Genomic DNA, 18,621 nt, shown 5'->3' on the forward strand with positions numbered 1-18,621 from the left:
CGGGGCACGGCGATCGAGGTTCGAGCCGCGCTCATCATGCTCTTCTGGAACGCAAGCCCGTTGACACTCTGTGGAGCAGGGGGAGTCATCCGGATTGGTATGCATCTTGGGTGGGTGAGGAGTCTTCTGTCGCGGTCTGGAGGTGATCGGTGAGTTGCTGGAGGGTGGTCCAGGTAGCGGCGTCGGTGCCGTCGCCCAGGGCGTAGTGGAGTGCGGGGCGTGCTGTGGCGCCGAGTTGGGTGGGGTGGAGGTTGCCTGGTGGGTGCTGGGCGTGGGTGCGGCCGACGGTGTGCACGGCGTCTGCGCCCAGGGTGAAGGAGAGGGGGATCGGCGGGGCTTCGAGCCGGGGTGGGACGGTGAGGTCCCGGTCTGCGGCGCGGAGTGTGGTGAGCATGGTGGTCAGGCCGTGCTGGGTGGCGAGGGTCTCGGCCAGCGGGGCGATCGTATCCAGGGGTGGGGCTTCGTGGGCGCCGTATCCGAGGGCGAGGGTGATGTGCTCCTCGACGCCTGCCGGGGTGCGGGTTATGCGGGTGGTGGCGATGGCTGGCCGGTCCGGGGTGCCGACGGTTGTCAGCCAGGTGGGAGCGGACTTTCGGGCGCGGGTGCGGGCCAGTTCGGTCAGCTGGCGCGGGGACCAGGGCAGGCAGATGGGTTCGGCGGTGGACCATCCCGCCGGTGGGGCACCGGTGAGGGTCCGCCAGGCCGCTTCCAAGGCGCCGCCAAGCAGGAGGTGTTCATCGGCAGGATGAGTGGTGTGAACGGAGAGGGCCAGCTGGCGCGCGCCCAGAGCGTCTGGGGTGGGTTGGGGCTTGAAGGCTTCTGCCACCCGGGTGTTGCCGTCCTTGGTCCTGACCGGCGTGAAGTGGCCCTCGTGCCATTCGACTCGGACCCCAGAGAGGCCGTCGTAGTAGCCGCAGTCAGGATCTTGGACCACCCAGCGATTGGGGTGGCCGTGCAGGGCGGCGCGGGTGGGCAGGGTGAGCCTGGTGTGGGGCGGAGTGACGATCTGCAGAGCCAGATCCTCCTCGGTGGCCACGCGCAGTGCATCGGCGAGCCAGCTCGACATGGGGACCACGGGGCGGTCCTGGATGATGACCGCAGCCTTGTCGGTGAGGACGTCGACGGCAGGGGGCGCGGCAGCCGGGGCGGTGAGTGCGGTGAGGGGGCCGGAGGCGACGGGGACGACCTCCGTATGGGCGACCTCCGGGGGCCAGACGCCGCCCTCGAGGATCGCGGCAAGGCGTCCGGCGAAGGAACCCGCGAGCCGCTCACCCTCCTCGGCTCTGGTGGATGCGCGGGCCTCGGTCCACCAGAACGGCCCGTCGGGCGCGGGTACTTCAGGGCCCAGGAGGCGCTGCAGTTCGCCGGGGACATGCACCAGGAGCGGTGCCTCGACGGATACCAGAGGGCGGCCGTCGGCTGCGCAGAGCTGGACGACGGCCCCCTCGGCCACGTTGCGTACACCCAGACCGGGGCCGCCCGCGAACAGCCCGGCGAGCACGGCCTTGATGTCGGGCATCTTCGGGGTGAAGGCGATGACGTCCGTGGTCATTGGTGCGGCTTCTCCGGAGTGGGGGCCTCGTCGGCCAGCGCGGTCTGGATGAGCTGGTGCCGCCGCCCCCGGCGGACCAGGGTGCCGCGGCCCGGTGGCTGCGGGGAGGCGTAGAGGCCGGGGAAGAGTTGGCCTTCGGTGCGGTCGCCGGTCATGAGGAGGGCGGTGGTGCCGGTTTCGCGCAGGGTGGTGAGGAAGGGTTCGTACAGGGCGCGGGCGGATCCGGCGACTCGGCGGGTGACGACGAAGTGCAGGCGGATGTCCTGGGCGGAGGAGATGTAGGGGAGGAAGGGGGTCAGGGGCTGTTGGCCCGCGGTGGTGAGGATGTCGTAGTCGTCGACGAGGATGACGATGCGCGGCCCGGTGAAGGCGGGGCCGTCGTCGGCGGCGTCCGGGTCGGCGGTCTCCGGCAGCCGCTTCTCCAGCTCGCCCGCGATGCCGGTGGCGAGCGCCGCGGCCAGCTTGGCGTTGTGGGCGTAGCCGCCGCGATAGGGCTCGGGAATGTGACCGCGCAGGCCGCGGCGCGGGTCGAAGACGCCGAAGACCAGTTCCTTGTCGCCGTAGCGGGCGATGAGCTGCTGGGACATCAGCTTGAGCAGGTTGGTCTTGCCGCATTCGTTGTCGCCGAGGACGAGCAGGTGCTGATCGTCCTCGAACAGGTCGAGCAAGGCTGGGGCGAGGGCGTCCTGGTCGACGCCGAGTGGGATGCGGGTCGGTTCGGCGGCGGGTGAGGGCAGCTCCGCGCAGGGCAGTGCGGTGGGCAGTACCCGTACGGGGGCGGCGAGTTCGCCGTGCCAGCTGGCCCGGAGCGTACGCGCGGCACGTTCCAGGGCCGGACCGAGGTCGTCCGTGGCGGGAACGTTGTCGATGCGCGGCAGCGCCACCTGCGCGAAGAGCTTCCCGTCGGTGAGGACGCGGCCCGGGGTGTCGGCGGAGAGCGTCTCGGACAGTTTGCGGTCGATGGAGGAGTCGGAGGGGTCGTTCAGGCGCAGTTCGACGCGGGTGCCGAACATGGACTGGGTGGCGATGCGCACGTCGTTCCAGCGCAGCATGCCCGCCACGATGTGGATGCCGTAGCCACTGCCGCGCTTGAGGAGGTCGGCGACGGTGTCGTCGAGCTCGGCGAACTCGTCCCGCAGCGCGCCGAATCCGTCGATGAGCAGCACGATGTCGGTGGACCCGAGCTCGGACAGCTCGCCCCGGGCGCGCAGGTGCCGCAGCTGATCGACGGAGTCGATGCCGTGGGCGCGGAAGAGCTCTTCGCGCAGGGCGAGCTGGGTGCGGACCTCGGCCACGGTACGGGCGGCGCGCTCGTGGTCGGCGCGGCCCGCGATGCCGCCGACGTGCGGCAGTCCTGAAAGGGCGGACAGGCCGCCGCCGACCAGGTCGAGGCCGTAGACGGCGACGTCGGCCGGGGTGTGGGTCAGTGCCAGGGAGAGGGCGAGGGTGCGCAGCAGGGTGGTCTTGCCGGACTGCGGGCCACCGATGACGGCGGTGTGTCCGCCTGCGACGGTGAGGTCGAGGATCCAAGGGGCCTGCCACTGCTTGGCCGGGTCGTCGAGGACGCCCAGGGGTACGTGCATCGCGCCGCCCCGGCGGGCGAGGTGCAGGCCGCGTTCGGACGCCTCGACGGGCCCAGCTGCGGCGGTGAGGGTGATCGCGTCGGGCAGCGGGGGGAGCCAGATGCGGCGGACCGGCGGGGCGGCGGTGCAGAGCTGGTCGACCATGGTGGACAGGACGGTGGGGCCGGTCTCCCGCTCGCGCATGCCGGGTTCCTCGGGCGCGGTGTCTCCCGGGTCAGGCGTTCCGTTGTAGGTGGGGTAGGTCAAGGCGAGGGGCTCGTCGTCCGTCCGCTCGCGGAGGGCAGGGCCGCGGTAGGCGCCGGAGACGTAACCCGCTTTGAAGCGTTCGTACGTCGATGTATCGACCTTGAGATAGCCGAAGCCCGGCAGCGGTGGCAGTTGGAAGGCGTCCACGGTGTCGAGCACGGTGCGCGACTCGTCGGCGGAGAAGGTGCGCAGGCCGAGCCGGTAGGAGAGGTACGTCTCCAGGCCCTTGAGCTTGCCGGACTCGATGCGCTGGCTGGACAGCAGCAGGTGTACGCCGATGGAGCGGCCGATGCGGCCGATGGAGAGGAACAGGTCGATGAAGTCCGGTTTGGCGGTGAGGAGTTCACCGAATTCGTCGATGACGACGAAGAGGTGGGGGAGGGCCTCAAGGTCGGGGCGCGTCTCGCGCAGGGCGGCGTAATGGCCGATGTCGGCGATGTTCCCGGCGTCCTTGAGGACCTGCTGACGGCGCTTGACCTCGCCGGCCAGGCTGGTGTGGACGCGTTCGACGAGCCCGGCCTGGTTCTCCAGGTTGGTGATGACCCCGGCCACGTGCGGGAGTTCGGTGAACGGGGCGAAGGTGGCGCCGCCCTTGTAGTCGACCAGGACGAGCGCCAGATCCTCCGGTGCGTGCGTGGCGGTGAGAGCGAGGACCAGGGTGCGCAGCAGCTCGCTCTTGCCGGAGCCGGTCGCGCCCACGCACAACCCGTGCGGGCCCATGCCGAGTTCGGAGGATTCCTTCAGGTCCAGGAGCACCGGCTCGTGACGGTCGTTCAGGCCGATGGGTACGCGCAGGAAGTCGCGCTCGCCGCGCCGGGCCCACAGCTTCGTCAGGTCGAGAGCGGCCGGGTCGGGGATGCCGAGCAGCTCGGGGAAGTCCACAGGGCCGGAGATCGGGGTGCCGTCGGCGGCGGACTCGGCCGAAAGGCGCAGCGGGGCGAGCATCCGCGCAAGGCCTTCGGCGCTCGCAATGCTCATCGCGTCGGCGGTGCCGTGGCCGGGCGGCGCGTCGGGGACGCGGAGGTCCTCGACGCTCACCCGGTCGCCGTCGACGGTGATGCGGACGCTGACCTGGTCGGGCTCGTGCACTTGCCGCTCCAGCAGATGCAGCACGGTGACACCCATGCCCGTGAGGTCAACGGCCGTGTCCGGGCGGGGGAGTTCGGTGGCGGTGCCGCCGTGGCAGTCGCTGACGGCGAGCAGTCGGTCGGACAGTCGCAGTGCGTGCCGGTCGGAGAGTCCGCGGCGTACCTCGGCGGCGTAGGAGGCGCGGCGCCGTAGGTCGGGGGCGCACTGCCGGGCCAGCTGGTCGAGGTCCGGCGCGATGCGCCGGGCGGCGACAGGACCGTCGTCCTGTTGTGTGTCGAGGACGTGGGGCAGCCACTTCGCCCACTCCCACTCGGGCAGCCGATCGCCCGGCACTCCCAGGGCGATGGCGACGTCGTCCGGCGCGTGCGTCACCGCTGTCTGGACCAGCAGGGCGCGGGCCACCCGCAGCACGCCCTCCCTGTCACCGACGACGCTGACGTTGCCTGCCCGGTCCAGCGGCGCCATCAGCGGGAAGTCACTCGCGGTGGCGAACCGGTGCTGCAGGGCCCGCGCTTCGTTCAGCATGAACGGGTCGGGCGGAGTCAGTACGCCACTGGCCGAGCTCTGCCCGATTGCCAGATCCTGCACGGGTACGTCGCCGGTGCCGAGCCGCACCCGCAGGAAATCCGCGTCCAGACGGCGCCGCTCCCACAGCCGGGCCGGATCGCGTACCAGGTCGTACAGCGCCGCGGGAGGCGGATTGAGCACCCGCGCCTGCCGCCGCAACTCCCACTCCACAGCGCCCAGTTCCTCGCGCTGTTCCTCCACGTACTCCAGATAGCGTTCGCGCTGGACGCGTCGGGTGCGCTGGGCTTTGCCGCGCTGGGACAGGAAGAGCGCCACCGCGCCGAGCAGCGCGAAGACGAGGACGATCGCGCCGACGGCGGCGAACTGGCTGTTGCGGATGACCGTCATCATGACGACCGAGCCCATGACACCGGCCATGGGAAGGAGGGCGGTCGCTGCGTTGCCCATCTTGCCCTCGGGCAGGTTGGGCGGCGGCTCGATGGTGCGCTCCGGGGCGGCGGCGAGCGGCCGGGTGCTGCGGGCCGGGCGGTGGATGAGGCGCCTGGTCATCGCACCCGCACCGCCCGCCGCATCGCTTCGGCGGCCAGGTGGACGGCCGCCTCGCTGGAACCCTGGCCGAGCATGCCGGTGTGGATGGGGCCTCCTTGGGCCAGATGACGGTCGTAGGGGAGAGGCACCACGGCCACTCCCGTCTCGCGCAGGTGCGCGGCGGCCGTCTTCAAATCGAGTGTCGTATCAGGAGAGTTCGCGCTCAACGCGACGACCGTGGTGGCCAGCGCCGAATGCGGAAGCCGGGCCAGCCAGTCCAGGACCACCCGGGTGCCGTTCACGCCCTCAGCGGTCATCGGGGCGACCACCACGCGCGCGTGGGCGGTGTCCATCGCGGTCCTGGCCACCTCGCCCGGCAGCGTCTCGCAGTCCACCACCGTCACCGCGAAGTAGCGGCGCAGGGCGAGGGTGACGGTCCGGTAGGTGGGGACGTCGAGCGGGGCGCCGACTCGGCCCTGTCCCGCGGGGAGCAGCCATCCGCCGTCCGCGACCGGCACCAGGTAGCCGGTGACATCGGTGAGCTGCATCGCGGGGCTGAGGAGCTGGGCCAGATCCGCGCACGCCCAGCGCACCGACTCCGCACCGAGGCGCACCGGCAGCGTACCGAGGGCGGCGTCGGCCTCCAGGGCGAGTACGGGGTCGTGGCGGTAGTGGTTGAACGTGCGGGCGAGGAGTGCGGAGACCGTGGACTTGCCCACTCCGCCACGGATCGATGTCACGGCGATGACGCGGCCGGTGGTCACCGGCTGCTGCACCTCGCGGGCGAGCCGCGTCTGCTCGGTCACCTCCTGCCCGGCCGACGTGGTCAGCCTGCGCAAGGAGCGTCCGGTGCGCCGGACGGTGGAATCGCCGTGCTGGGGGCGGCCGAGCGCGTGGGCCAGGCGCGGATCGATGGTGGGTACGGATTCGGGGGTCGGCATGGGGATGCGGGGGTCGTGGGCGCTGCCGGGTGCGGGGCCGGGTCTGGGCTGAGATGGGTTCGGACGCTGGGCTTCAGGGGCCACGGTTGGGGCCGGAGCGGGAGCCGGAGCCGGAGTCGGAGCCGGGGCCGGGGTTGCGTTCGAGTCCGTGACCCGTAGTACCGCCGTCGGTTCGAGCGCCGGGGCGCCGCTCGCGCCCAACTCCCGCAGTACGTCCCGCTGCCAGTCACTTCCCTGACCACTGCCTTGAGCCATGCCGCACCCCCTACGCGAAGGTGTCGAGCAGTCGCCCGTACACACCGAAGACCCCGATGGCCAGCGGCAGCATCGCGATCACACCCACCGACTCCAGTACGTCCCCCATCCGGCGAAGCCGCACTCGTACGTGCTCGGCGGGCTCAACCGCAAGGACCACCAGGGGAATCAGAGCCAGGGCCACCATCACGGCCAGCGGCCCCACGGCAGCCGACCGACCGAGCCACACCACCATCAACGCGACCGTGACGACCGCGGCGGTGGCAAAGAGCCCGGTCACCTCGGTGACCAGCGGGAAGGCCCGGGCCCGCAACGCCAGAACCAGCGCGGCGACGACCGCGAGGAGCACGGTCCACACGGTCGGGGCACGCAGCACCAGCACACCGGCCGCAGCCGCCGAGACGGCCAGCACCACGGTGGCGATCGCCAGTCCACGATGCGTGGCGGTCAGCGCGGTACCCACCCGATACCGGCTCACCGATGCTCCACCCGCACGCCGGTCATCAAGACCCGACAGCCCCGAAGCCATCAGCGCCAGCCGCGGCAGCACACCGAGAACCACCACCGACACGACAACGAGGACCGCGCCCACCCGTGCCTGTCCGGTCTCCGTCCGGGCGCCGACCTGCAGGGCAATGACCGCTTCCCAGGCCACGAGGCATCCCGCGAGGGCGCCGGCACCGATCAACGCGCCACGCCCCAGTGGGGAAAACCATCCAAGCAGCAGGAGCGCCACCGCGACACTCACAGCGGTACCCGCCAGCAGCGCTGCCCCCGACCAGGCATGAGCCTCACCGAGCGTCCACGTGCCCAGTACGCCCAGGCCCCCGGCCGTCACGATCAGAGTGGCAGCCAGGCCGAGCCGCCGGGCCCGCCCCAACACAATGCCGACGAGGCCCAACGCCGTGCCGACACCGAGCAGCGAGTTGCCCACGGCCTCCGGCCCGAACTCACCACGGGCCAGCACGCCTGCGACGAGGGCCCACAGCACGGTGGTCAGCCCGGCCACCACTCGCCGGACGGCAGGCCGCCACCGCCATGCCCGTACGTCCAGATCACCGGCGGCCTCATCGGTGACGTCATGCACCACGGGCGTCGACGGCGCGTCCTCCGCCCGCACCAGCCGCAACACCGCACCGTCCGGCACACCGGCCGACTCCAACGTGCTGTCGTGCGCAAGCGCCGAGCCGTCCGCGGTGACCAGGTGCCGCAGCATCGGCTTCGCCCCGACCTGATCGCCCAGCAGGCGCAGCACTTCGGGAAGCAACAGCCCGATCGGCTCCTGAGAGGGGAGCACGAGGTCGACCCGGCGCTGCTCACCGACCAAGGTGACCCGGCTCAAGGCCGTACGACTCGTACCGCTCGTGCGGCTCAGCGGCCCCGCAGATATCACGCGTTCGAACCTATCATCGAGAAGAAGGGGTTATGGAGGGCGAGGAAGCCGGTGCGGACGGCGAGGTCGAAGGCACCGAAGAGCTGTACGGACTCTTCCCGATGAGCCGATGCGAAATGAACGACCACCCCACACACCCGGCACACAACACCGCGGCGATCACGACCCCCGCGAACACCTTCCCCAACCGCTCATCCACAGAACGGCGCTGGCGCTGCGCACCGAAGAGCAGGGCGTCACGCAGCCGCCGACGTCGGACGGATACCGACTCCAGGAGTTGGCTGTCGTAATCCTGGGCTGCCATGGCTGTCAGCCAACTGACTGGTGCTGGACGAATATCGCGTGTGCGGCCTCTTTCACGCCGTGAACTCCGCTCTCTTGTCTAGTCGTTCTGAAACATGCATGCCACTCGCTCTGACGATGAGCTACGCGAGCGAGCTCTATCATGAGCCCATGAGTGATATCTACGCGTTCGACCTTGCACTCGATCTCCCGGAGTCGACTCCTCAAGATGTACTCACCACAGTTCGATGGCACTTGGGGCAGGAGCAGAGCCCGGATGGAACCTCGTCAGATGATGACGAGCTGGACACCTTCCCTCTGTGGGCTGCCCGCGGAGCCTCCCATCGGATCGGTGGCGCCCTGTGGGGGTCACTCGTCCAGGGGAGCCGGGGTTGGTCGCTGAGCGTACGGCAGGAAATTCACGCTGAGGATCTCCCGGATCTCAAGAGCCTTGTCGAACGGCTCGTTCATCATGTGACGCAGGAAGGGCTCATTGGGCAGGTTCGATTCCATGAGAATGAGATGCCGGACCTGTTGTGCAAGCGGAATGGTGCACTCGTTCAATTCGCACTGCGGGGATGGGAGGCTGAGGAGCCGCTGACAGATTGAGTACGGCTATTCTTCCTCGATTTTACGGGTTAGTTTCAGGGTCAGCTCCGCATTGGCCAGCATGCGGATGATCTCGATGGGGAGCTCCCGGAACTCGACCAAGACGACATCGGCTGGATCCACTCGATGAGGGCTTCCGTCCAGTCCCTGAGCCTCAATGACGTAACGGAACCCCAGCGGTCCGTCAGGGTCGTTGGCGATCTGCCAAGTAGCGCCGTGGCGACGTACGAGGACGTCGGCAAGGAAGGATGTCAGATCACTGTGCAAGGTGGCCCAGTCTGATTGCTCAAACTGTTCCAAAGGGAGTCGCGATACGTAGTTTTGTAGCGTCGGAGCGAGGGTCAGTGGGTCCCGCATATACGCATCGGTAGGGACTCCGAGCATTTTGGTGAGCTCTAGAGCATTCAGTCGGCATTCTTTACTCCACTGCTGGAGTCCCGAACTGGGGTCTTGGGAATCTCCCTCCCGGGGCATGTTTTTCCTTCCTGAGCGACTATTTCACTTGAGTTTCGGGGCAGGCCCATATTCGATGAATATGATACGTGCCTGTATGAGGTAGTTGCGCAGGTCCGTCGATGGACCCGCGTGTGTGAACACCCACCGGGGATCGTAGCCGGGGTTGATCCGTCGTAGCGCGAGATCCTTGTGGATCTGTTCCTTGATGTGCTTGCTGAGTGGAACTTCCACCTTGATGGTCTGCTTCGCTCCGCCGTCGAGCTTGATAGTCCGGTACTCCTGGTAGGTCTTTACCTCCACGGCCAGCGTCCGGCCGTCCGGCAGATCCACCGGCACATCGACCTTCCGGCCGCCGACACTCTCGACCGGATACAGTGGATGACGATTTGTCGGCACTGGGAAGTGCCGCTCGGCTCCACCTCCGTACAGTTGCCGGAAGTAGTCCTCGGCAGTGGACCATCGAGTCTTCTTGTCGCGCAGTTTCCGCACTTGGTCCAGCGTCAGGTCAGCTTGCCCCGGGGGAAGTGTGGGGCGTGAGAAGTCTGCCTCTCCATGCCCGCCACCACCGTCCTGTGCGCTCGGCGTGCCATCGGACTCGCTGCCGTGCTGCCCATCCTCCGGCCGTTCGCCGCCGTTCGCCTCGGCTGGATCACGGCCGCCCGGTCTGTCGGAGTGGCCACCAGCTGCGGTCGTGGACTCGCCTTGTGCGTTCCCACGTTGCGGCGGCGTGTGTACGTCGCTAGCCCTGCCCGGCGCCTCGTCCGGAGCGCGAGGAGTGTCGCTGCCGCCCCCGGTAGGGGCATCGTGTCTGGCCTGCGGCGGAAGGTTCCCACCCGCGTGCGCGGTGGCCCCCGGCGACCGGGCGCCAGCCCCGACCAGGTCACCCTCCCGCTGGGACGGTGCCTCCCCGGGAGTTGCCCGTTCGGCGGCAGACTTCTCGTTGGGAGCGGTGTCGTTGATCGGGTTGCCCTCGGCGTCGACCCGGATGAACTTGCCGTCTTCGATGCGGACCTTGGAGCCCTCGAAGTCGAGGGTGCTGTGTACGCGCTGCAGATCGGGTGTGGCGCCGGACCCGGTGCGGACCCGTGCGGTGAGGTCGGCGACGGTCGGGAGTTTGCTGATGGCCTTGCCGCCCACCGTGAGGCCGGCCGAGAGTGGGTCGGCGTAGGTGCCGATCTTCGCTCCGACGCTGGCGGCCTTGGCGCCCATGCCTGCCTTGCCTGCGGCGCCGCCCTTGGCTGCCGCGCCCAGCGGCCCGGCACCCAGTGTGAGGACGTTGAAGGTGGTGGTTCCCGCGGCCTGGACCGGGTTCTCCTCCCATTGGTCCCAGGCCACCAGGGACTTGCCGAACTCGCGGGCGGCAGCCTTCTGCTTGTTGTCCCCGGAACTGTCGTCCGGGCCGATGGTGTGGTCCAGGGCCCAGTCGATCGGGGTCATTGTGTACTGGCCGATGCCGCTTAGGACGTCCCCGAGATTGCTCCAGGCGTCCTTGGCCGAGCCACCGATGCCGACCAGGGTGCCCAGGCCCTTGAGAGTGCCTCCCGCGCCGTCGACGATGAAGCCGTCCCACACGTAGTGCTTGACGTGCCGGTGGATCTCCCACGCGTGGATGGACTCGCTGACGTGGCTGCCCCAGGGCAGTTCCTTGGCCTGCTTGAGGACGTCGGCGTCGAAGCCGTACATCACGGTCTTCTTGGTCGACTTGTGACTGCCGTCGTCCTCGATGAAGTTCGGACCGCCCACGATCGCCGAGATCTTGCTGGCGGCCCGGCGCTCGGCGGCGCGGAAGGCACTCTCCGCCTCCGCCACACCGTCGACGAGCTCGTTGTTCCGGTCGGTCTTGTCTCCGTCGTACGTCCAGTCGTCGTCGCCCTCGACACTGTCGGCGAACGTGCGGGCGTCGTCTCTCAACGTCTCCAGCTTCTTGGCGAGCGGACGCGCCTCGGCAGCGAAGGTGTCCAGGGCGTCGGCCACCGTCTCCAGGTCGGTGGCGAAGGTGTCGGCCTTGTCCATCACCGGCTGGGTGGTGGCGAACAGGTCCTCGGCTTCCGGCGCGGTGTAGTAGGCGCCCAGCATCTGGAAGCGGGAGTGCACATCGGCGCCGCCGTTACGGATTCCGATGGCGTCACTGCGCAGCCCGGAGATGTCCTTGTCGAGTTGCTCGAAGTTGCCGGTGAACTGCGGTATCCCGCCGGGCTCGATCATCTTCACTTGTCGGCGCCCTTCTTGCGGGCCGCTGCCAGCAGGGCCTTCACGTCAGGTGCCTTCTCGGCCTGTTCCTGCGCGTTCGCCGCCTGTTCCAGGTCCCCGGCCACGTAGTGGTTGGTCGCCTCGATCGCGCCGTTGACCGACTTGGCGGCCCGTGCCCGGAGGAAGAGGACGTCACCCGCGGTCCTTTCCACGAACAGCGCAAGCGCCGCGCCGACCGGGCCGACGGGAGCCGCTCCGCAGTATCCGGAACTGATGGTGCCGGCCGAGGACGCCGCGCTCTCCACATCGGTCCCGTACGCCTTGACGTCCTTGGCCACGTCGTCCATCGCGAGCCCCACCAGCGACGTCACCGAATCCACGCCGGACGGTGAGATGTCCCACGCAGGCATGCCAAACCCCCTACCAATCCCCGTTGCTTCGCAACTGCCGCCCTCGTGGCGCCTGTCAGCCGATGTTGTCGACCGCGGCCCGCGCCCTGGCGACCGTCGTCTGCGCGGTGCCGTCGTTCTTCTCCAACGTGTCGCGCACGAGCCGGATGATGTCGCGGACCTCGCCCGCGGCCTTGTTCCAGCGGACTTCCTTGCCGTGGTACTCATCCGAGACACCGTCGGCCTGGTAGTCGGCCATCGCGGCCTTCACGGCGCGGTCGCGGTCGCCGAGGACGCGCTCCAGCTGGCCGATGATGATCTGCAGTCCGCCTTGTACGTCGGACGAGGCGCCGGTGTCGTAGGAACGGCGGTCCTGGTTTCCTGCCATGACGAGAAGCCCCCTGAAACGGAAAACTGGGAAACGTGTGGGAACGGCCGGGTCAGCCGGAGAAGCGGGCGGTCTCGAAGTTGGCGGCGCCCATGTTCTGGTGGGCGTTGTCGGCCTGTTCCTGATCGCCGGAGCCGAACGCGGTGTCCATGCCGGCCTGTCCGCCCAGGATCGAGGACAGCGCCCCGTTCAGATCCGCGGTGATCTCGTCCGCACGCAGCTTGAACGAGTCGAAGGTCGCCTTACCGGACCCGTTGAACTTGCCCTCCAGCGGCTCGGCCGCCTGGACCAGCAGATGGATCAGCGTGCCGAGATCGTCACTCGACCCCACCGTGCTCTTCCCCAGCACCGCGAGAGTCGTGTCCCCCATGTCGAACTTCATGAACCCACCCCGAAACCCCGAATTGTGTTGTACGCGGCGGAAGTTCCCTCATCACGGAAACCACATACGCCACTCACGCCACGTAGTGTATCGAACATATTCTCCCTTAATGCGTTGCAGGCGCAACATGATTGGCGGCTACGTGGCGTGATTCAGCCCACGACCGTTGGGATCCGTGCAGCCGGAAGTCCAGCCGACCTGGACCGGTCCGGCCATGGCGCGGGGTGACGGCGGAGAGGCGGACGCGTCCCGGTCTGTGAGCTGGCCGGAACCATGTGCCACGACCCGGCGGTGCGCGAGGGCGTGAGCCCAACGGCGAAGGTGAAGGCACCCGTCGCAACTCCTGGGCCAGGCGTGGCAGTTGATAACCTCCGCACACGTTGATCGTCGGGGAGGGGTGCGGGAGATGCGGGCGGCAAGAACGATGCTCGGGGTCGTGGTGGCGGCCACCTTGGTGGCTGGCTGCACAGACTCGGGCAGCTCTGACGGCAAGGATAAAAGTGGCGGCCCTGAGGTGAACTCCGCGGCGAAGCCGCTGGCCAAGCTGTCCGTACCGGCGGCGTACGACGGGGCCAAGGGCTGGGACGAGACCTTGAACTGGGTGCCGGATTCGGTGGGTACGCTGCCCGTGACGGTGGTGCCGCGTTCGGAGTCCGTTGCCATGATGTACGCGGCGTCCGACGGCTACACGGTGAAGGCCAGGGACGCCCGCAGCGGTCAGGTGCGATGGAGTTCGGCCCCGTGGAACCCGCCGACCCCGGTGGAGGGTGCCGCGGGTGACCCGGACGCCGGGGAGGCCGCGGAGATCCCCGATGTGGTGGGCGTGGAGCAGGACGGGCGCGGCTATGTCGTTGCGTATGCGCACGGGATGCGTGGCAAGGACGACCTGCACGAGGGCGCGGAGGTGGTCCGTCTCGCGGTGTATGCGGCGGGCGCCTCGGGCTCCGCGGTGAAGCCGCTGCGGGAGATCGACGTGCCGGTGTCCGCCGACCCTGGTGAGGTCCAAGTCGGCTCGCACGGTGGACGGTTGCTGGTCGGCTGGGGCGAGGAGGGCATGTACCCGGAGTCTTCGCACGCGGTGGATGTGGTCACTGGGAAGGTCACCGCTTATAAGGAACCCGGCCAGCTGCTGCCCCAGTGCGAGGAAGCGGTGGGTTGCTCCAACAGCCGGGTCATGGCGGTCGGCGCGGATGGGCCACTGGTGGCGATGGGCGGGGGCGGTTTCGGAGTGCCGAGGCGTTGGTTCAGCGACGACGTGCGCCCTGCCGGGGTCGCGGCGGAGACCGGTGTCCTCGACTCGCCCAATGGTGAGGTGTACGGCGTCACCGACGGCTTCTTCCTGGCCACGTGGGAGCGGGGCGGGACGTACGGAGCGGACGTCGCCCCGATGTGGTCGGTGCATGATCTGCGTACGGGCGAGTTGAAGGCCAGCATGGCTTGCGCGTACAAGGGCACGACGGACTCCGGCGTACTCGAATCCGGCGCCACCCGTGACTACCCGGTGATCACCTCGCCCTCCGGCCGCTACCTCGCCGCAGGGCCCGTCGCCTTCGACCTGAAGCGGAAGAAGGGAATCTGCCTGCAGAGCGACGGCGACCGCAAGACGATCCTGCTCAGCTCCATCCAGGACGACGGCACCGCCTACGGCGTGGTCGACGAGGACTCCGCGACCAGCGATGCCGAGCCGGTCATTGCCCAGGCCGACCTCACCACTCCCACCGGCAAGCCGAAGGCCCTCGGTGTCGGCGCCGACGTTCCCTTCCAAACCAGCGTGAACGGCTCAGGTCTCTTCCTTACCCGTGACGACGACAAGAACGTACGGATCTCACTGCGTCGCCAACGGTGACAGGCCGCTTACGCGGCTGGGGCGATCCTGGCGGGAGGTGAGTCATGCCCTCTGACCGATCTTGCTGTCGGGATGGCAGCCTGGTGTCTCGTGGTGAGGATCGCGGCGGGTCCACCACCACGAGTCAGGCCTGGCGCTTATGGAGACCCGTGGGGGAACCAGTCGAGCGGGTGCAGGCGTCCAGAGGGGCATGGATCAAGGCTTCCGACTGCGTGAGGCGACCGCCGAGGACGCCGACGTCCTTGCCGACGTGCACACCCGGACCCGGACCGCGTACTATACCGCGGGCGGCATGCCCGAGGAGGAACTCGACGACCCGAGTGCATGCGGAGAACGGCGCGATGCCTGGGCGCGGGTGCTGGCCGCGCCGGCGCGCGCCACGCTGGTCGTGGAGGGCTTGGACGGGGCGGTGGTCGGGCTGCTCACTGCCGGGCCACCGCACCACGAAGACCTGGACGCCTCAATGTGCTACGAGCTGTACCAGATCGGGGTACTAGCTCATGCCTGGGGGCGCGGGGTGGGTGGGGCCCTGCAGCGGGAGTTCGTCGCGTTGGCTACGGCCGCAGGCTGCGCCGAAGGCGTGCTGGAGTGCTGGGCGTCCAACACCCGTGCGCAGCGCTTCTACGCCCGAAACGGGTGGCGGCCGGATGGAGCGCGCCGTCCAGGACCGCTGGACCATGACTACGTCCGGCTGCGACTGAAGCTCGTAGCGCACGGCTTCTGAGCGGAACTGACGCAATGTCAGGGTCGGGTGGCACGATCGGGAGACGTGACTGTTGCCCTGGATCGTGTCGCCCTGTCCCATCCTGCCTTCACTGGTGTGACACGCTCACACTTCGCCGAGCTGGTTGTTGAGTTGGCGCCACGTTGGGAGGCGTCGCGGGAGCCGGACCGGGCCGAGCGGCTGGGGGCACTCCCAGGAGCTCTGATGCCTTCAGTTCAATGACTGTCCCAGCTGGCCGCTGCATCTTCCGTCCGCAACGTGCGCAGCCGGTAGGCAAGTTGAGCCGACGCTTCCGCATCCCCACGATCTGCCCGGCGAACGAAGGACCCCAGAGTATGCAGGTCCCGGATTGCGACCAGCGTGGCGGTGCCAGGCCACTGGGCGAGGCCGTAGCCGTACGCCGCCGAGAACGCTCGGAGCTGGGCGGCAGTGCGGCCGAAGCGCACCCCCTGGAAGGTGTTCGCGAGGTCCAGCTCGCGCGGACCGTAGGCGGCCTCGTCCCAGTCGCCGAGGCGTGCCAGTGAGTCCTTGTCGTCCCACAGGGTGTTGCCGGGGTAGGCGTCCCCGTGGATCAAGCCGTGGCCCAGCGGGAAGTTCAGATCCGCGTACGTCGCCAACAGCTCCTCGGCGCGGTCGAGCAGCCAGGAGCGGTCGTCGGGGGAGAGCGATGTGCTGGCGCGGACCGTCGTCCGCAGGGACGACAGCGGCTCGTACACGGGCAGTGTGCAGGGCGGTGGCGGCAAGGCGTGGACTCGGCGGAGGATCCGTGCCAGGTGTTCGGGGTGCGGTGCTGGGGCGCCAACCGGCTGCGGGTAGTGGTGCCAGAAGCTGACCGTGAAGCCGTGCACGGTGACGGGCTGGGGGACGTCGAGGGGCTGTGTGACGGGGACGTCGTGCTCGTCCAGCCAGCGGGTCAGGGTGACAGCTCGGGATATGTGTTCGTGCTGGTCCGCCCGGCTGACTCGGATGATTGCCTGGGCGGCGGGCAGGGCGTAGACGGAGGTGGCGTGGGCCCGTACGGGGGTGAGGCCTCGTGCGGGCAGGTCCAGCTTGGCGCAGGCCTGCCGGGCGGCATCTTCGGTGGCGAGAGATGTCGTGGTCATCGCCCCGACGGTAGCGCGGTTCCTCCGTCGATGACTTGGTAGCCGCGAATCAGGTCAGCGAGTTCGCCTGCCGCTCGGCTGCGCTTCAGCTCGGGGCGGCGCACGAGAGTGCCGAGCCGATCCATGGCGTTGCCGAGTTGGCGAATGCGCATCTCGGGCGGCAGGTTCAGGATGTGGTGCAGTCCGGCGAGGGCTTCGTCTAGGTCGCCTTGGTGGATGCCGATCGTGATCAGGTCCAGTTGGGCCAGGGCTTCGTCGCCGTACGAACGTTCCTCGTGTGGACCCGTGCGGTAGGCCTCAATCGCTGTCGCGGCGTGCTGCTGGGCCTGCTGGTGCTCGCCGAGGAGTGTGTAGGTGCCGCCGAGGTAGTAGTCCTGCTTGGCTCGCGGGAACGTCAGCAGGCCGCCGTACTGCACGAGGTCGTCATCGCGCGGCGGCTCGTCCATGGCGCGCCGCATGCGGTCGAGCGCGGTGCGGGCGCGTTCGTGGTCTCCGATGCGCGCCGCGGTGCGGGCCTCGATGGCGGCTATGCGGATGCGGGACTCTCCCGGTGGGGCGAGCGTGGCGGCCTGTTCCGCGAGTCTGAGTGACATGCGGCCCTGCGGGGACCACTCCGTGATCAGGGCGGCGGTGCCCAGGGTCCAGGCGAGCAGACCGGTGTGGTCGGCCTGCTCCGCGCAGGTTCGGGCGGTGCGGATCTGCGTCATTGCCGAAGCTTGGTCCCCGAGGTTCTGGGAGGCGTGGGCCAGTAGCAGGCAGGTCGTGCCGGCGAGCATGAACAACTCGCGGCTCTGTTGGGGGCGTTGACGCCCCTGGAGCTTCGAGAAGAGCTGGTCCCGTACAGAGATCAGCTCGGTGAAGAGCGGGAAGAGCGGCGCGTGTACGTAGTCGGTCGCTATCCGGGCCAGCGTGAAGCTGAGTTCTTCGAGGGCGTTCGCATCGATGTTGGTGGGGGCGATCAGGTCGGCGAAGGCGCCTGAGGTGGCTGCGGCGTCCGCGGCCAGGGCGTTCAGATCGGGAGCCGGGTCAGGGGCGGTCCGCTGGTGACTTGTGGTTTCGGTCGCGCGATGTGCGCCGTTGACGGTTTCGGGTGCGGCGATGGGGCGGAGGGCCGTCGGGACGTTCAAGGCCTCCAGGAACGCCTGCGACTTGTCCAGGTGGGTCAGCCTGCGGGTGCCGGATTCGAGTTGGGAGAGGTAGCCCTGACTCAGGCCGGTGATGCGAGCGAGGTCGTCCTGGCGTAATCCCGAGCGTCGTCGTACGAGCTGACTGAGGCGCCCGAAGTCCAGGGCATTCAGGGCCTCTTGGATGCCGCTGTCCGACCAGACGTGCGCTGGTACGGAGGGGGCTTCGGCTGCGGCGGGCGGATGCTCGCGGGCGCAGGGGCCGCAGAGATCAACCGCGCCGGTGTTGTAGCGGCTGAGCAGGCATTCGCAGGTGCGGCACCGGCGCTCGCTCACCACGTCGCAGCCCCTTTCGGCTCCGTTGACGAGAGGGTGATCTCCCCGTTCATGCTGGCATTGCGGCCGCCATATTGCAGCGCAACTCCCTTTATTCGCGCGGAGATGTGCGCGAGCGCCAGCCGATCGCCACTCTGTCGTGCACCCCACGAAGCACGACCTTGTCGCCGGCCACCCGGGAGGCGGCCGTGCGGTTCGGAGAGGAGCACGACGGTGAAGTACTACGAGTCCCTGATGAGAGGTTCCGTCGTCAGTTCCGAGCCGTACGGCGCGGCGGGCGGCGGCCGTAGTGGCCGCCGAGCAGATCCGGCACGCCAAGGCCACGAATGGGAGCTCCCCGCTCAGCTTGAGTCCAGCGCGGCGGCCCGCCGTCTGGTGCGCAAGGCCCTGGAGGGATGGGGCGCCCCGGCTTCGGACGTGGTGTCCGTGGTCGCGGAGCTCGTAGGTAACGCCCTGGTCCATGGGCGCGGGCCGATCCGCGTGGGTCTGTATCGCGCGGGGGCTGTCGTTCGAGTGGAGATCAGTGACCAGGGCGGGAGCGGCGGTGACATGCCACGTGTGCGTGAGCCCGTGGAGGAAGACATGACCGGCCGCGGACTGTGGATCGTCAAGGCGCTGGCCCGGGACTGGGGAGTGACCTTCATCGGCGAATCGGCCAAGACGGTGTGGGCGGAAGT

The 18,621-nt window shown here is 68.9% G+C and carries 15 protein-coding genes and 1 pseudogene; 4 read left to right on the forward strand and 12 right to left on the reverse strand.

Annotated features, from left to right (window positions below; genetic code table 11):
- Window positions 1–85: 85 nt before the first annotated feature.
- The 5 genes from CP970_RS37505 to CP970_RS45255 all read right to left on the reverse strand — a co-directional run bounded on the left by CP970_RS37505 (window position 86) and on the right by CP970_RS45255 (window position 8,419).
- Complete coding sequence (locus CP970_RS37505) at window positions 86–1,552, reverse strand: DUF6177 family protein (RefSeq protein WP_191094998.1); 1,467 nt, start codon at window positions 1,550–1,552, stop codon at window positions 86–88.
- A complete protein-coding gene (gene eccCa / locus CP970_RS37510) occupies window positions 1,549–5,547 on the reverse strand; it encodes a type VII secretion protein EccCa (protein WP_055556504.1) in 3,999 nt (1,332 codons plus the stop codon). The genes CP970_RS37505 and eccCa overlap by 4 nt, the downstream gene beginning before the upstream one ends.
- On the reverse strand, window positions 5,544–6,467 hold the full coding sequence (locus CP970_RS44445; protein ID WP_317987175.1) for a type VII secretion protein: 924 nt from the start codon (window positions 6,465–6,467) through the stop codon (window positions 5,544–5,546). Before CP970_RS44445 ends, eccCa begins: the two co-directional genes overlap by 4 nt.
- A 265-nt stretch (window positions 6,468–6,732) precedes the next feature.
- On the reverse strand, window positions 6,733–8,064 hold the full coding sequence (gene eccD / locus CP970_RS37520) for a type VII secretion integral membrane protein EccD (RefSeq protein ID WP_224058929.1): 1,332 nt from the start codon (window positions 8,062–8,064) through the stop codon (window positions 6,733–6,735).
- A 64-nt stretch (window positions 8,065–8,128) separates the two neighbouring features.
- Entirely contained in the window at window positions 8,129–8,419 is a 291-nt protein-coding gene (locus CP970_RS45255; RefSeq protein ID WP_079043997.1) for a hypothetical protein, read from the reverse strand.
- Window positions 8,420–8,568: 149 nt separating this feature from the next.
- On the opposite strand from CP970_RS45255, the gene CP970_RS37530 reads away from it, so the two are divergent.
- Entirely contained in the window at window positions 8,569–9,006 is a 438-nt protein-coding gene (locus CP970_RS37530; RefSeq protein WP_150494482.1) for a hypothetical protein, read from the forward strand.
- Window positions 9,007–9,012: 6 nt separating this feature from the next.
- Here the strand turns inward: CP970_RS37530 and CP970_RS37535 are convergent, their stop codons facing one another.
- From CP970_RS37535 to CP970_RS37555, 5 genes are all read right to left on the reverse strand, one after another.
- Complete coding sequence (locus CP970_RS37535) at window positions 9,013–9,363, reverse strand: hypothetical protein (protein ID WP_224058931.1); 351 nt, start codon at window positions 9,361–9,363, stop codon at window positions 9,013–9,015.
- A 141-nt stretch (window positions 9,364–9,504) separates the two neighbouring features.
- Window positions 9,505–11,673: a hypothetical protein gene (locus CP970_RS37540; RefSeq protein WP_055555511.1), complete on the reverse strand. Its 2,169-nt coding sequence runs from the start codon at window positions 11,671–11,673 to the stop codon at window positions 9,505–9,507.
- Window positions 11,670–12,062 carry a DUF6507 family protein gene (locus CP970_RS37545; RefSeq protein ID WP_055555512.1) on the reverse strand — a complete coding sequence of 131 codons (393 nt, stop codon included), beginning with the start codon at window positions 12,060–12,062 and terminating at the stop codon, window positions 11,670–11,672. The genes CP970_RS37540 and CP970_RS37545 overlap by 4 nt, the downstream gene beginning before the upstream one ends.
- 55 nt (window positions 12,063–12,117) lie before the next feature.
- Complete coding sequence (locus CP970_RS37550) at window positions 12,118–12,429, reverse strand: pore-forming ESAT-6 family protein (RefSeq protein ID WP_055555514.1); 312 nt, start codon at window positions 12,427–12,429, stop codon at window positions 12,118–12,120.
- 52 nt (window positions 12,430–12,481) lie between these two features.
- Entirely contained in the window at window positions 12,482–12,811 is a 330-nt protein-coding gene (locus tag CP970_RS37555; RefSeq protein WP_055555516.1) for a hypothetical protein, read from the reverse strand.
- Window positions 12,812–13,325: 514 nt separating this feature from the next.
- Here CP970_RS37555 and CP970_RS37560 point away from each other — a divergent pair.
- Both CP970_RS37560 and CP970_RS37565 read left to right on the forward strand, forming a co-directional pair.
- Entirely contained in the window at window positions 13,326–14,657 is a 1,332-nt protein-coding gene (locus CP970_RS37560; protein WP_055555519.1) for a hypothetical protein, read from the forward strand.
- A 190-nt stretch (window positions 14,658–14,847) separates the two neighbouring features.
- Window positions 14,848–15,381: a GNAT family N-acetyltransferase gene (locus CP970_RS37565; protein ID WP_191095000.1), complete on the forward strand. Its 534-nt coding sequence runs from the start codon at window positions 14,848–14,850 to the stop codon at window positions 15,379–15,381.
- 215 nt (window positions 15,382–15,596) lie between these two features.
- Here the strand turns inward: CP970_RS37565 and CP970_RS37570 are convergent, their stop codons facing one another.
- A complete protein-coding gene (locus CP970_RS37570; RefSeq protein ID WP_055550546.1) occupies window positions 15,597–16,484 on the reverse strand; it encodes a phosphotransferase family protein in 888 nt (295 codons plus the stop codon).
- Window positions 16,481–17,944, reverse strand: a complete 1,464-nt coding sequence (locus CP970_RS37575; protein ID WP_224058933.1) for a helix-turn-helix domain-containing protein — start codon at window positions 17,942–17,944, stop codon at window positions 16,481–16,483. The genes CP970_RS37570 and CP970_RS37575 overlap by 4 nt, the downstream gene beginning before the upstream one ends.
- Window positions 17,945–18,178: 234 nt before the next feature.
- On the opposite strand from CP970_RS37575, the pseudogene CP970_RS46065 reads away from it, so the two are divergent.
- Window positions 18,179–18,613, forward strand: a pseudogene (locus CP970_RS46065) (ATP-binding protein); the annotation flags it as partial.
- Between the last annotated feature and the right edge of the window lie 8 nt (window positions 18,614–18,621).

This window comes from Streptomyces kanamyceticus (genome assembly GCF_008704495.1).
In the GTDB taxonomy this organism is placed as follows: domain Bacteria; phylum Actinomycetota; class Actinomycetes; order Streptomycetales; family Streptomycetaceae; genus Streptomyces; species Streptomyces kanamyceticus.